The 13,607-nt window shown below is 58.9% G+C and carries 12 protein-coding genes; 11 read left to right on the top strand and 1 reads right to left on the bottom strand.

The genetic code is table 11. From position 1 onward, the window contains the following. The first annotated feature begins 470 nt into the window (after positions 1–470). The 8 genes from HMPREF3130_RS02145 (at position 471) to HMPREF3130_RS02110 (ending at position 8,208) form a co-directional block, all read left to right on the top strand. On the top strand, positions 471–3,644 hold the full coding sequence (locus HMPREF3130_RS02145) for a DUF4040 family protein (protein ID WP_083276319.1): 3,174 nt from the start codon (positions 471–473) through the stop codon (positions 3,642–3,644). Continuing rightward, positions 3,641–4,123 carry a sodium:proton antiporter gene (locus tag HMPREF3130_RS02140; RefSeq protein ID WP_005511661.1) on the top strand — a complete coding sequence of 161 codons (483 nt, stop codon included), beginning with the start codon at positions 3,641–3,643 and terminating at the stop codon, positions 4,121–4,123. The genes HMPREF3130_RS02145 and HMPREF3130_RS02140 overlap by 4 nt, the downstream gene beginning before the upstream one ends. A 23-nt stretch (positions 4,124–4,146) precedes the next feature. Next, entirely contained in the window at positions 4,147–5,688 is a 1,542-nt protein-coding gene (locus tag HMPREF3130_RS02135; protein WP_246815094.1) for a monovalent cation/H+ antiporter subunit D family protein, read from the top strand. Then, positions 5,688–6,170 (top strand): Na+/H+ antiporter subunit E, encoded by a 483-nt coding sequence (locus tag HMPREF3130_RS02130; RefSeq protein WP_070429236.1) that lies wholly within the window; start codon positions 5,688–5,690, stop codon positions 6,168–6,170. Before HMPREF3130_RS02135 ends, HMPREF3130_RS02130 begins: the two co-directional genes overlap by 1 nt. Beyond that, on the top strand, positions 6,167–6,457 hold the full coding sequence (locus HMPREF3130_RS02125) for a monovalent cation/H+ antiporter complex subunit F (protein WP_005511667.1): 291 nt from the start codon (positions 6,167–6,169) through the stop codon (positions 6,455–6,457). The genes HMPREF3130_RS02130 and HMPREF3130_RS02125 overlap by 4 nt, the downstream gene beginning before the upstream one ends. A gap of 24 nt (positions 6,458–6,481) precedes the next feature. Beyond that, positions 6,482–6,823 (top strand): monovalent cation/H(+) antiporter subunit G, encoded by a 342-nt coding sequence (locus HMPREF3130_RS02120; RefSeq protein ID WP_016421914.1) that lies wholly within the window; start codon positions 6,482–6,484, stop codon positions 6,821–6,823. Positions 6,824–7,411: 588 nt separating this feature from the next. Continuing rightward, entirely contained in the window at positions 7,412–7,720 is a 309-nt protein-coding gene (locus HMPREF3130_RS02115) for a hypothetical protein (RefSeq protein ID WP_016421913.1), read from the top strand. A 140-nt stretch (positions 7,721–7,860) separates the two neighbouring features. After that, positions 7,861–8,208 (top strand): hypothetical protein, encoded by a 348-nt coding sequence (locus HMPREF3130_RS02110; protein ID WP_016421912.1) that lies wholly within the window; start codon positions 7,861–7,863, stop codon positions 8,206–8,208. Between the two features lie 224 nt (positions 8,209–8,432). Here the strand turns inward: HMPREF3130_RS02110 and HMPREF3130_RS02105 are convergent, their stop codons facing one another. Continuing rightward, the gene (locus tag HMPREF3130_RS02105; protein WP_070429235.1) at positions 8,433–9,962 is read right to left on the bottom strand and encodes a catalase; all 1,530 of its coding nucleotides are present in this window, start codon (positions 9,960–9,962) and stop codon (positions 8,433–8,435) included. A gap of 362 nt (positions 9,963–10,324) precedes the next feature. Here HMPREF3130_RS02105 and HMPREF3130_RS02100 point away from each other — a divergent pair, with 362 nt between their 5' ends. Genes HMPREF3130_RS02100 through HMPREF3130_RS02090 form a run of 3 tightly spaced genes read left to right on the top strand, consistent with a single transcriptional unit; the run spans position 10,325 to position 13,583 of the window. Then, complete coding sequence (locus HMPREF3130_RS02100; RefSeq protein ID WP_070429234.1) at positions 10,325–11,416, top strand: efflux RND transporter periplasmic adaptor subunit; 1,092 nt, start codon at positions 10,325–10,327, stop codon at positions 11,414–11,416. A 9-nt stretch (positions 11,417–11,425) separates the two neighbouring features. After that, a complete protein-coding gene (locus HMPREF3130_RS02095; RefSeq protein WP_070429233.1) occupies positions 11,426–12,163 on the top strand; it encodes an ABC transporter ATP-binding protein in 738 nt (245 codons plus the stop codon). Next, positions 12,150–13,583, top strand: coding sequence for an ABC transporter permease (locus tag HMPREF3130_RS02090; protein WP_070429232.1), 1,434 nt, complete (start codon positions 12,150–12,152; stop codon positions 13,581–13,583). Before HMPREF3130_RS02095 ends, HMPREF3130_RS02090 begins: the two co-directional genes overlap by 14 nt. The last annotated feature ends 24 nt before the right edge of the window (positions 13,584–13,607 follow it).

The raw sequence follows: 13,607 nt of genomic DNA, 5'->3' as shown, positions 1-13,607 counted from the left end.
CCGGAAAAGACACACTTTTCTTTACTTAACCCTACTTTTCGCCGCCGTTCAGGGTTGATAGCCAAAGAGCGTGTCTGACTCTCAAGATAGCGACTAGTCAGACCCCAACCGCGGCAGCACCACAGCCCGGGGTTACGGGGTTACGTGGCAAAACTGTCAACCCGAAAACTCAGGGGCTGCAAATGTGAAACTGTCTGAGTTTATGACACTTTCAGGCCATTTTTTGGGTCTTTTTGTCATAAACGCAGTCAGTAACTCGCATCAATCCAACACCACCTGTCATAAACGCAGTCAGTAACTCGGTTCGACACCCCGTCCATCACTCGTACCTATGTATTTTCACTACTGGATCCGCACAGCCTTACCCCCCTCCCCCAAATGCCCCTTTCACCCCGAGTAGAGCAATTTCGTGGCTGTTAGTCTGTAGAAGTACGAACTTTTTTTAACAGCAATGCGAAAGTAGCCCCCAAGTGACGCACCTGGCAGCAGCTCTGGCATCAGCCAGCTCCTTTACAGCCAGTCCGCCGTCGGCGACCGCACCACCAGACCAGACATTGGCTTCTGAGTTTGCGTCCGGCGGCGTATCGGCAACATTGAATTCTTTAGATTCCGTTCTTTCTGCCCCGGCAACTATTACCGCCCAAGCAAGCAGCTCCGCAGAGCACGCGACAACGCTCGCAGCCCAAGCAGCTCAAGCCACCCAAGCAGCTCAAGCCGCCCAAGCCTCCGCCGACAGCCTGACCCTCCTTTCGGTCCCGCTGCTGGTCGCGGTTGCCCTGGCGCTGACCCCGCTGTTTGTGAAGCTCCTTGGTCGTCACGCAGGCTGGCCCATCGTCGCGTTTTTTCTCGCGTCGGTGGTCCAGCTTTCGCGTGTAACGGGCGATATCCTCGACGGCACCACCTTCACCTGGTCCCGCGTCTGGTCCCCGGAGCTAAACGCGGCGTTTGCGCTGAAGCTCGATCCTCTCTCCATGGTGTTCAGTTTCTTGGCGCTGTTGGTGGGCTCGATAGTCTTCATCTACTCCACCGCGTATTTGCCGCCTAAGAAATCCGCGATGAGCTTCTACGTCCTGATGACGGCGTTCATGCTGGCGGTTTTGCTCCTCGTGCTTGCCGACGACATCATGCTCCTCTTCATCGGGTGGGAGCTGGTCTCGATGGCATCGTTCCTGCTCATTGCAAGGTCGGGCTCGTCGGGCGAGTTGGGCTCGTTGCGCACACTCCTGCTGACCTTCACCGGCGGCCTGCTGCTTCTGGCCGCCCTCGGCGGTGCTGTGTGGCTGACCGGTTCCACGAACCTCACCGAGGTTTTGGCTTCGTCTGAGTGGGAGGCCAACCCGACAGCGCGTAGCCTCATTGCCGCGCTGGTGGCCCTGGGTGCTTTCACGAAGGCAGCTCAGTTCCCCTTCCACGCCTGGCTTCCAGAGGCCATGGCGGCAGCAACTCCCGTCTCGGCTTTCTTGCACGCTGCGGCCGTCGTCAAGGCGGGCGTTTACCTGCTGATGCGTTTTTCCACGGTCTTCGCGGACGTGCGCGTGTGGCAGTTGCTGCTGATTGTCATGGGCATGTGGACGGCTGTTGCCACGGCCTACTTTGCGCTGCAGCAGACTGACTTGAAGAAGCTGATTGCGTACTCGACGGTCTCGCAGTTGGGTTGGATTGTCGCCACGATTGGTGTGGGCACGAAGTTCGCCATTATGGCTGCGGTTGTGCACACCATTGCGCACGCGATGTTTAAGTCTTCGCTGTTCATGATGGCTGGTGTGGTTGATCACCAGGCGGGCACGCGCGACATTCGTCGCTTGGGTCCGCTGTGGAAGCAGATGCCGTGGAGCTTTGGCTCGATGATTTTCGGTGCGGCATCGATGGCGGCAATTCCGCCGTTCTTCGGCTTCATGTCGAAGGAGGGCATGCTCACCGCATTCGAGGGCGCGCCTTTGTCCAATACCGGTGTCGTCATCCTGCTGACAGTGGCGGCGATTGGTGCGATTGGTACTTTCGCGTACTCGGCACGCTTGGTGTTCGGTGCATTCGTTGATGGTCCGCGCAACGTTGACCACATCAATGAGGCCCCGATTTCGCTGTGGCTTCCGGCCGCCATCCCTGGCGTGCTGAGCCTGCCTGCAGCCTTCGCTGCCGGCGCTATTTTGAACCGTCCGCTGGACCGCGTGGCGGATACGGTCGGTCAGCTTGCCCCCGGCACGACTCAGGAATCGCACTTGAGCCTGTGGCACGGCGTAAACGTGCCGCTGATTATCTCTGTGATTGTGCTGGCTGTCGGCGTGGGCTTCATCTTCACTCGCGCCCGCATAGGCGCCGTCATGGCCGACCGCAAGCTCTTCCCGTTCACCGGCGTGGAGGCAATCAATGCGTCGTTGAGCGTTTCGCAGCGTGTGGGTCGCGCGCTGGCGAAGATGGCGCGTTCGCATCAGCCGTCGCGTCACCTGTTGCCGCTGCTTGGTCTGCTCGCGGTGTACGCCCTGGCCATTGCAATCGCTCCGGGTGTCGGCGGCACTCCTGTGCTACCGAAGATCGACGACATCGACCACCTGACCGATCTGATTCCGCTGGTCGTTGTCCTGCTTGGTGTGTGGGCCACGCTTCGGGCAAAGAACCGTCTGCAGGCGGCTGTGCTGCTCAGCGTCACCGGTGTTGGTGTCACATTGCAGATTCTCCTGCTGGGCGCACCAGATGTGGCATTGACGCAGTTCATGGTGGAAATCCTGACTGTCGTGCTGATGATGCTGGTGCTGCGCTTCCAGCCGCGCGCGTTCTCTGAGACCTCAAAGAACCGCCAGGCTTCCGCCGCGGTCGTGGCAGTTGCCGTGGGCTTGGCTACGTTCGGCGCGGTGTGGTTCCTCACTGGCCGTCGTCAGTTGCCTGAGGTTGCGCAGTGGTACATCGACAACACTGAGAAGGTCACGGGCGAAACCAATATTGTCAACGTGATCCTGGTTGAGTTCCGTGCTTTCGATACCATGGGTGAGCTGGCGGTTCTCGGTATGGCGGGCGTCGCGATGGCGGCGGTTGTCACGTCGATGCCTCGCTTCCCGCACCTGCTCGATCAGCCCTCCCCGCTTGCGGAGCCCGCTCTGAACTCCATCATGATGCGCTGGCTGGTCCGCTGGCTGTCGCCGGTCCTGTTCGCTCTGTCTGCTGTGGTTCTCTACCGCGGCGGTACCGCTCCGGGCGGCGGCTTCAACGCGGCGCTGATTGGCGCCGCTGCCGTCATGCTGATTTACCTGTCCAAGGACCGCGACGAGCTGGTCTTCGGCAAGAAGACCCCAGTGGCGCTCAGCGCTGCGGGTGTCATCACGGCAATCGTCACGGGCTTCATCGGTTTCGCCAAGGGGTCGTTCTTGGCACCGCTGTACGGCGAGTTCCTGGGCCAGCACCTCACCACGGCATTGCTTTTCGACGTCGGCGTGTACCTGGCCGTCATCGGCATTGTGGCAACCGCGCTGAATCTCCTGGGCGGCCCGAACCGTCCTGGTATGACTGGGTCGGACGATGTGCTGCAGGATCTCTACTCAGACCGCTCGAGCTTGCGGGTGCCACCGGAGATGGGCGTGTTCGCCTCAGAAACGGAGAGCACCTCCGCCCCCGCCCCAGCTCATGCCACCGTCGAGGAGGCCAAGAAGTGATTATCGCCATCATGGCTGCCGTACTCGCAGGCGGTGGCACGTACCTGGTGCTACAGCGCGGCATGCTGCGCACCATTATCGGTATGACTCTGATTTCGCATGCCGCCAACCTGATTATTTTGTCCACGGGTGTCGGTGCCTGGCGCGGCGAGCCACTGCTGGGCAACGAAGCCACTGCGGGCGCTGGCGCTGCCGAGCAGATGGCTGACCCGTTGCCGCAGGCATTCGTGCTGACGGCCATCGTGATCACCATGGCTGTGACCGCCTTCATGCTGGCACTGGCTGGTTTGGGCCGCGATGACGACACTCGTATTCATGAGGACCGCGAGGCTATGCGGCAGCTGTCGACGGCTGGTCGTCGTGCGGGTAAGAATGTTCCGGCGGACTCGGACTCCACGGTCACCGGTACCCCAGGGGTCTCTTCGGCTCCGGATAAGTTCCCGCGCGAGACTCCTTTCGGCGGTGACGAGAAATGGTAGAAGCCTCTGCAATGACCTCTGCAATGTCTCCTTCAACTCTGTCTTCACTACTGCCACTGTTTGCGGCACTGCCGCTGATTTTGTCGGCAGTCACAGCCATCCTGCCGAAGCTGTGGATGCGAGCGACGATGGGCATCGCCGTTCCGGCCCTATCGTCGCTGGCTGCGTTTTGGGTGATGTTCTACGTCACTGAAAACGGCCCGGTCGGCCATGGTGTGGGCGCGTTCCCCGGTGGTATCTCGATTCCTTTCTTGGCGGACACGTTCTCCATGCTGATGCTGGGCGTGGCCGCAGCTGTGGTCGCCATCGGTAACTGGTTCGCCCACGTCGCGGGTGAAAACACCTCGCGGTTCTTCCCCTCCCTGACGCTGATGATGTTGGCCGGCATGTCGGGTGCGTTCCTGACTGCCGACCTGTTCAACTTCTTCGTGTTCATGGAGGTCATGCTGCTGCCCTCCTACGGCCTGATTGCAGTAACCGGTACCTGGCACCGCCTGGCTGCTGGTCGTAACTTCGTGCTGGTCAACCTCTTGACCTCCACGGTGCTGCTGATTGGCGTCGCGCTGATCTACGGCTCGGCGGGCAATGTGAACATCGCAATGCTGGCCGACATGGCCAGCGAGGGCGGCCCTGGCGGCACGGGTGTGGTCGCGCTGGGCATTGTCATCATCGCACTATGTGTGAAGGCTGGTTTGGTTCCGGCGCACACGTGGTTGCCTAGGACGTACCCGTCGACAAGCCCTGCGGTGATGGCGCTGTTCTCTGCGGTGCATACGAAGGTTGCGGTGTACATGCTGTTCCGCATCTACGTCGTGATTGTGGGCATGAACCCCTCCTGGCACTGGCCGATCATTATCATCATGGCAATCTCGATGCTGGTCGGCGCGTTTGCTGGTCTCGCCGAGAACACCATGCGTGAGGTGCTCGCATACCAGATGGTCACGGGTATGCCATTCATTCTGATTGTGCTGGCGTTCACGGATGCTAACGACGGCGGCGGCGCCAAGGCGGCACTGGCTGCGGGTATTTTCTACGCGATCCACCACATGGTGACTGTCGGCGCCCTCATTCTGGGCTCCGGTGCGGTGGAAGAGACCTACGGTACGGGTACGCTCTCCAGGCTTTCTGGGCTTGCCCGCCGCGACCAAGCAATCGCCTGGGTGATGGCGGCGATGAGCTTCTCCATTGTTGGCTTCCCGCCATTTTCCGGTGTGTGGGGCAAGGTGGGCATTGTCTTCGCCTCTGCCGCTACTGGCGATGCCCGTTCGATTGTTGCAATCACCGCAATCATCGTGGCCTCGCTGGGCTCGCTGCTGGCCATGATTCGGCTGTGGCGCGCGGTCTTCTGGGGCCGCCCCATGCAGGGCGTGGACGATTCCGTTCGCGTTCCGGGCGCGCTGGTTGCGCCGTCCGCCATGCTGGCAATTGTTTCTGTGGCGATGTTCGTCGCGGTCGGTGCCGTCACTTGGGCAACTACCGGTGCGGCTGATGCGCTGCTGAATATTGATGGCTACCGCGAGGCCACTCTCGGCGGGGTTGAAAACGCCATCGGAGGTATTTACTGATGAAGTTCCTGCATGTTATCCGCTATTCCCTCTGGCTGGTCTGGCAGGTTGTTGTGGCTGCGACGGACGTGGTGCGTGATACGCTGCGCCCGCACCAGAAGCAGCAGCCGGTGCTCATTGGGCTGCCGCTGCGTGTGAAGTCTGACCTTGAGGTCACTCTCTTTGCCGAGTCCATCACCATGACCCCGGGCACGCTGGTCTGCGGTGTCCGTGAGACCGATGTGGGACGGTTGTTCATCATCCACGCAATCTTCGGTGCCGACCTGGACGCGCTGTACGACTCCCTCTACGACATGGAGGAGCACCTCGTTCCCAGCCTCCGCGATGTCCCCCGCCCGAAGGCGTTCGTCTTCGAGGAGTACAGCGCGGGCAAGTTCATTGACCCGGATGCCGTCGTCGGCGTTGCCGCTGAGGTCGACCATGGTCTGCCGCTGCCGGATGGCATTGCCTCCAAAGGCGAAGACAAAGGAGCACACTCATGAATGACACATTGATCGATCCCACCGCAGTACAGGTAATCAGTGGCATTGGCATTGCTCTATGTTCAGTGGCGCTGCTTGTGGGAGTGGTGCTGATCTTCCGGGTCAAGGGCAATGTCTCACGCGCAGTGCTTTCCGACGCTGCCTTCTACCCCATGGTGGGAGTGTTCCTCACAACTGCCATGCTGCGGACTACGGCCATCACTTTCGATATTGCAATGCTGGCGGGTCTGCTTGGCATTTTGTCGACCGTGGGCCTGGCCCGAGTTATTTCCCGTGGCCGCCGCTAAGACCGATTAAGGACGAATCGCAATATGAGTATCGCTTCAATTCTTGTAACTATATTGTTTGCCGTGCTGGTCATTGGCGGATCTTTGTACCTGCTCCTGGCGGGCGTGGCCATGTGGCGCTCTAAAGATGCCTTGAGCCGGTTGAACCAGCTTTCAGCCGGAATCATGGTGGGCATCCCCGCACTGGTGATTGCCAACTTAGTCCTAGAGGCCGACCAGGGCGATTTGACGTGGGGCAAAACCCTCACCGCCATTCTGGCCATTGTTGCTGTCCTGGTCGTCGCTACTGTCGCCTCCGAGGTACTTGGACGCGCGGTCCTGGGTGCCCGTGACGGCTCCGCTGAGGACTACGTCCCGGAGCGGTAGCTAGTGGCGCGGGAAACGTCCTGAACACACCGTTAGCGGCCAGTTTCACAGCGACCCCTCAGCGCGCTCCGACACCCCCTTTAGGCCACCCGGCCTACCCAAAAGGGGGTATATTTCCCCACACTTTTGGCCTCCCACAATGTGATGTACATCTCATAGGCTATGACCCGCTCGTTAACTCCGTTTATGCCCCTAAATTGAGTGGCAGTTTTTGCCATTTACTAAAGTTTGGCTACCTTTACTTAGGGAACCCTTAATCATCATTTTTGATGAATTTGCCGTTTGCCTGCACCTTTGTGACACCAAGAACAAAACAATCAATGCAATTCCGGTAAATTTTAAGAAAACAACACTCTTGTCATCCGATATTCAGGCAGATACCGGAGTCGTCACAGACACCACCAAACCGCCCTCTTTCCAATATTTTTAGGCGGATTTGAGCGAGATTCAAGGGACACAACCGACCAGAAGCGGGCCGAAGCACTTATTTTTTCATTGCAGCCCCTTGCCCCATCGGTTAACTTAATTTCTGTGAGTCAGCCAAGAGCGACTCAAAATCTTTATCCCCGAGAACCTAAGGATTTTCTCATGTCCTGCTCCGCAGAAGATATCGCAACCATCCTCGAAGCCCTTCCGGCCGTCACCGTTGAGAGCCCGCTGCCGGCTTTCGAGCAGCTGGCTGGCAACGACGTCAACTTCGCTAACGTCGGTGGCGACCTGAACCTGCCGTTCGGTAACGACTTCCTGGACATCTCCGTCACCGACGACCACTCCACCCACGACTCCCACGACGTCGAGGTTTCCGACTTCCTGAACCCGGAGACCACCGTCGACAAGTCCGACCAGCGTAAGTTCGACTTCCTGAACCCGAGCATCTCTGGCATCGGCGCCAAGTAAGCTCCTGGGCTTCATGGCAGGACAATAGCTCCGCCAATCCTTGACACAATAAACCGCCAGTCTCTAAAAAAGACTGCGGTTTATTGTTCAGTTAAAACCGATATTCTTCATTTCGTTACTGTCTAAAAGGAACACCAAAAATGGACGTCACTCCTATCGTTGAGGTTCTGGAAGCAATGCCTTCCGGCCCGACCGTCAACGTCACCTTCGAGATTAACCCGACCATCGATGGTGACCTGACCCTCCTGGAAACCGGTGACTGGAACGCTCCGTTCGGCCGCGACTTCATGGACATCAACATCACGAACGATCAGTCCACCCACAACGACAACTCCACCCACGTCTCCGGCGTTGAGGCTGATAGTGTCTCCGACGCTGCCGAACAGGGTCGAGAGGTGTCCGAGTCCGCCGAAGAAGCCGACGAGGCTGCAGCTGCTCCGAAGTCGCTTTTCAACGGCTCCCCGAGCCTGCCGGGCATCGGTGCCTAAAACAGCTCACACTTAGGGTTGTTCCTTAGCCGCCCAAACCGGGCCGGCGTGCAGGCAACCACAAAGCCGTGGCTGTCATGCACAGACAGAAGTTTTAAATAAAGCGTTAGCCCTGCAGATGGTTCAACCATTTGCAGGGCTAACGCTTTTCTATTTACTTTGATCTACCGCGTGACTGTGCAGCTCTACTCTGCGGTTTTACTGCACAGCCCTACGCGGTTGCTTTACTTCGTTGCCTTAAAGCGCTTTTCCACCTCGGCACCGAGCCAGGAATCAACGTTGGTCCAGTACTGGTAGACACGCTGCTCCACCTCTGGGGAAACACCCTGCATGGCACCGACGATGTTGTTTGCCAAGCGATCGCGCTCGGCATCGTCCATCACGTTGCGAACAAGGTCGCCTGGCTGCGAGAAGTCATCATCCTCAGGGTGCTGCACGTAGGCGCCAGCGTAGAACTCTTCGCCCACGCTCTCCCACTGACCAAAGGCACCAGCATCGACCTGGCCGGCGTGACCGGAGCGCACTGGGCAACCAGCGGCCTTAGCCGCAGCCTCAGTATCGGCCTCCGGGCCGCGAGCGGTGGCGTTGGAGCCGTGAACCGGCAGCTTCGGATCCGAGTAGTAGTACGTGGCCGCACCATCCTGCGAGAAGGAATTCACTGGGCAGCGAGACTGGTTCACCGGCAGCTGATCGCTGTTGACGCCAAGGCGGTAGCGGTGCGCATCAGCGTAGGAGAACACACGCGCCAGCAGCATCTTGTCCGGCGAGAAGCCAACACCCGGCACGGTATTCGACGGCGCGAAAGCAGCCTGCTCAATCTCGGCAAAGAAGTTGCCCGGATTGCGGTTCAGGGTGAAGTGGCCGACTGGAATCAGAGGGTAGTCCTTCTGCGACCAGGTCTTGGTCAGGTCGAACGGGTTCACCTTGTAGCTGGCAGCCTCGTCGTAAGGCATGATCTGCACCTTGACGTCCCAGGTTGGGTAGTCGCCGCGCTCAATTGCCTCGAAGAGATCCTGGCGAGCATGGTCGGTGTTTTCGCCTACCAGCTCAGCGGCCTCATCATCCGTCAGGAAGTCCCAGCCCTGGCGAGTCTTAAAGTGGTACTTAACCCAGAAACGCTCACCTTCAGCGTTAATCCACTGGTAGGTGTGGGAACCGAAGCCGTCCATATGACGGAAGTCCTTCGGAATACCACGGTCACCCATCAAGTAGGTGACCTGGTGAGCGGACTCCGGAGAGGCAGTCCAGAAATCCCACTGCATATTGGCATCGCGCAGGCCCGTATCCGGCAGGCGCTTCTGAGAGTGGATGAAGTCCGGGAACTTAATGCCATCGCGGATGAAGAACACTGGAGTGTTGTTGCCCACGATGTCGAGGTTGCCCTCTTCGGTATAGAACTTCAGCGAAAAGCCACGCACGTCACGCCAACCATCCGGGGAGCCCTGCTCACCAGCGACAGTGGAGAATCGCGCCAGCATCGGAGTGACAGTGTTCGGCTGGAAGACGGCAGCCTTGGTGTACTTGGAGACATCCTCGGTGACGGTCAGCTCACCGAAAGCACCTGCGCCCTTAGCGTGAACAACGCGCTCCGGAATGCGCTCACGGTTGAAGTGCGCGAGTTTTTCCAGCAGGTGGACGTCGTGGAGGTTAATACCTCCCTGTAGGCCATTGGTTTGCGAGTGCTGCTCTGTAGGAACCGGCGCACCGTTGAGACGAGTGGTCGGACCATTGGAGCCTTCATAGAGATTCGACATGGGGGCGTTTCCTCCTAAAGACAAGGGCTAGATAACAGTCACAACATGCCCTGACGTTTTCCACCCTACACGAAGTTTCATATTCTGCCTATTAGTCGACCATGATTGATATGTGGCCTTAATTATTAGTCCGATTAGGTTCGCTGTATCGGCGACAAACAACCGACCCCAAAAGGACAGATTTCCCCCAAGGAAAACCACACACAATGACCGTCGAAAAGCACTTACTGCGCTTTCAAGCAATACCTATCAGCAGTGAATAAAAGGTATAGCCAGCACTACCACTGCCCGCAGGCGTTGAGGGTAGGATTTTTCGCGTACCACGCTGTCAATTTGGATTTTGATCGGATACTTCTGCAGACATGAAAAAACAAGGGAGGGGCGCAAAAGCGCTCACAATCTTCAAGTACACGCTGGCGTTGCTGGCGACCATTGCGCTTCTCAAGATCGCATTCTTCCCCGCTAACGACGAGGACTTTGCGCAAGCAACCGGTGATTTCTCCCAACCCACCACGGAGCTATCCCCTCAGCGGATCAATAACACGCAGAAGCTGTCTGCCACCATCGTCCCGGACGAGCCCACCGTGATCCGCGCCAACGCTTCCGGTGAAATCACTGACGCCTATGTCAACAGCGGCGGCAACGCCGTAGAGGGGCAGAACCTGCTTCAGGTGAAGAAGACCTCGGTATCTGAGACTGCCAGCACCTCCGGCGGCGCGGATTCCGATGAAGAAGGCGCCGCAGCCGCCGCACCCGAAACTACCGTGACCTGGGGAAACATCACCGCTAAGGCTTCTGGCACTGTGCAGTGGGATATCGTCATTGGCCAGACGGTTGAGATCGGCCAGGAGATTGGCACGATTTCTCCGAACAGCTTCCACGCCGTAGCACCTATTAAGCCGAGCCAGCTGTACACGCTGGGAGACTCGATTAACAATGGCCGCCTCGCCATCAACGATGGCCCGGCACCGTTTTTGTGTGATTCGGTGAAGACTGTCACTGGAAGTAGCGCGGGCTCGCAGAACACTGGCGCCGGAGATGGTGCTGGCATGGGCGCCGCCGCTGCTGGAAATTCCTCGGGCGGCCCACAGCTGCGCTGTGACATTCCCGCAGATCAGACCGTCTACGAAGGTGTTCCTGCCACGCTGATTCTTGGCAGCGGCACCACCTCGGAGGTCCCGGCACTGCCGGTGACCGCGGTGGAGGGACGCTTCCGCGAAGGTGTCGTCTACGCTCCGGCTAAGGATGGCGGCAAGCCCACCAAAATCAAGGTTGAGCTCGGCGCCAACGATGGCACTTTCATTGAGATCAAGCGCGGCCTGAAGGAAGGCCAGCAGGTTTTGGAGTACGTGCCGTCCTACAAGGATGAGTCCGCCGGCACTGGCACCGGCGCTGGTGATGGCAGTGACACTGGCTTCGATGAGTCCGGCGATGACGCTGGCTCTGAAAAGTAGGCCCGCGCCATGCTTAGTTTGACCGCAGTCACTCGAACAGTGACGCTCCCCAACGGCGAGGAGCTGCCTATTTTGAAAGGCATCGACCTCGACGTGCCACGCGGCGAGCACCTCAGCATTGTCGGCCAGTCCGGTTCGGGTAAGTCAACGCTACTGAACATCATTGGCATGCTCGATTTGCCGGATTCCGGCACGTACACGTTCGACGGCACCGATATTTCCACCTTGTCGGACAGGAAACGCGCTGCGCTCCGGGGCGATAATTTGGGATTCGTCTTCCAGCAATTCAACCTCTTCCCCTCCCGCACCACGCTGGAAAACGTCGAGGTTCCGCTGATGTACGACCGGGGCGAGAAGTTTTGGAATCGCACCGAGCTCGCCGCCGCGATGCTGGAGCGCGTCGGCCTGGGCGATCGCCTAGAGGCCACGCCTTCCCAGCTTTCCGGTGGTGAACAGCAGCGTGTGGCTATTGCCCGCGCGCTCGTGCGCCAACCGCAACTCATTCTTGCCGATGAGCCCACCGGTGCGCTCGATGTCGACACCGGCAAGATCGTCATGAATTTGCTCGAAGAAGTCGCGGCGGAAAACAACGCCGCATTGATTCTGATCACACACGATTTAGAGGTCGCCGAGCGCGGCGATCGTGTGCTTGAGCTTCGCGACGGTCAGTTGCACGCCGACTCCGTCCTGCTATCTGCTGCCAACGCCATGCACGGCTCCGAGGAGGTTGCTGATGACGACGAATAAAGAAACAGAGTCGAAGTCACGGCCTTCCTTCCTCTATGCAGCAACGCCTTATCTCGGCGCTCTGCTGGAAGCGTGGCATGAGCTGCGCATTAACCGTGGCCGCATCATGCTGTCGCTGGTCAGTGTGGCTGCCGCAGTGTGGGCGATGACCACAGTGATTGCACTTGGCAATATTCTCACCAGCTCTCAGGATGCGGTCACCGCACAGAGTACGGGTATCGCCGGCACGGTTACGTTGACTGCCGGAGCGGGTAGTTCCGATTCTGAAGATGGTGGCAACTTCGGCGATGGCGGCTTCGGCGGCGATTTCAGCGACGGCACGATGGCCGATAGCTTTGGCGACTTCGGCGGCGAGGGCACCGGTGGAAACGGCCCGGACGATTTGAGCGTCATCAACCCAGACGGGTCTATCAACGACGCCTTTTCCGCTGCCACCCACCGCCTGGTGGAGACCACTCACGCCAACTTGTGGTCGCGAGTTCGAATGCAGCCAGCGACTCCCGAGCAAAATATGGATGACTGCGCCCCGGATGATTACGAGTGTTTTTCGCCAGGTACTCCCGAGCTGATCGCCGCTGACCCGGGCTGGTTCGATATCTACGCCCGCACCATCGTGCAGGGACGCCGTTTGGAAGATGCCGATGGCCAGCGCTTGATGAACCCCGTGGTGGTCAACGACCAGTTCTACGAGAGCCTGGGAAACCCAGCGCTAGCCGACCACCCAACCTTCACCTTGAAGGAAACCGGCAACACCACCTTCACCGTGGTGGGAGTGTATAAATCCCTCGGATCGTGGGACGCCCCGAGCATTGTCACGCACTATGATTCCTTCCTCAACGCCGGCTACGAGGGACAGGTGGGTGAGCCGCAACTTCTCGTCGCAACGCCTGAAGAATCCGCGAAGGAGAACCAGAAAGCGCTGCACAACATTTTCCAGGCGGAGCTTGGCCCCAGCTGGAAGGTGAATACCTCCCTGTCGGAGAAGGACACGCAGATTTCCCAGGAGATGAATAACACCATCACCACTGCGCTCGGCATTATCGGCGGCATTGTGATTGCGCTTGGTGCATTGGGGCTGCTCACGGTCTCGATTGTCACCATTGGCCACCGCGTCCGTGAGATTGGTATTCGTCGCGCAATGGGCGCGTCGGCAGGCAGGATCTTTATCTCTGTGTTCCTGGAGTCGATTGTCGCCACGACGGTGGCGGGTGTGGTTGGCGTGATTGTCTCGATCATCACGGTCAAGCAGCTGCCGCTGGATAAGATGCTGGCGTTGCCGCTGGAGACCGGTGCCGTGGCCTACCCCGTCACGGCCGCTGTGATTGGCGTGCTGGTCGCAACATTAGTGGGTGCCTTGGCGGGCATCATCCCCGCCACTATTGCCGTCCGCGTCAAGCCCATCGACGCCATCCGCTTCTAGCATTTCAGCCCCTAGTTCGCCTGG

This window comes from Corynebacterium sp. HMSC14B06 (assembly GCF_001807075.1).
Taxonomy (GTDB): Bacteria; Actinomycetota; Actinomycetes; order Mycobacteriales; family Mycobacteriaceae; genus Corynebacterium; species Corynebacterium jeikeium_D.
Note: the sequence above shows the minus strand (reverse complement) of the source record. Positions and strands in the feature narration are given on the sequence as shown.

Coding starts and splice junctions, on each gene's coding strand:
- HMPREF3130_RS02135 (WP_246815094.1), top strand. CDS start 4,147: ATGTCTCCTTCAACTCTGTCTTCACTACTGCCACTGTTTGCGGCACTG.
- HMPREF3130_RS02130 (WP_070429236.1), top strand. CDS start 5,688: ATGAAGTTCCTGCATGTTATCCGCTATTCCCTCTGGCTGGTCTGGCAG.
- HMPREF3130_RS02125 (WP_005511667.1), top strand. CDS start 6,167: ATGAATGACACATTGATCGATCCCACCGCAGTACAGGTAATCAGTGGC.
- HMPREF3130_RS02120 (WP_016421914.1), top strand. CDS start 6,482: ATGAGTATCGCTTCAATTCTTGTAACTATATTGTTTGCCGTGCTGGTC.
- HMPREF3130_RS02115 (WP_016421913.1), top strand. CDS start 7,412: ATGTCCTGCTCCGCAGAAGATATCGCAACCATCCTCGAAGCCCTTCCG.
- HMPREF3130_RS02110 (WP_016421912.1), top strand. CDS start 7,861: ATGGACGTCACTCCTATCGTTGAGGTTCTGGAAGCAATGCCTTCCGGC.
- HMPREF3130_RS02105 (WP_070429235.1), bottom strand. CDS start 9,962: ATGTCGAATCTCTATGAAGGCTCCAATGGTCCGACCACTCGTCTCAAC.
- HMPREF3130_RS02100 (WP_070429234.1), top strand. CDS start 10,325: ATGAAAAAACAAGGGAGGGGCGCAAAAGCGCTCACAATCTTCAAGTAC.
- HMPREF3130_RS02095 (WP_070429233.1), top strand. CDS start 11,426: ATGCTTAGTTTGACCGCAGTCACTCGAACAGTGACGCTCCCCAACGGC.
- HMPREF3130_RS02090 (WP_070429232.1), top strand. CDS start 12,150: ATGACGACGAATAAAGAAACAGAGTCGAAGTCACGGCCTTCCTTCCTC.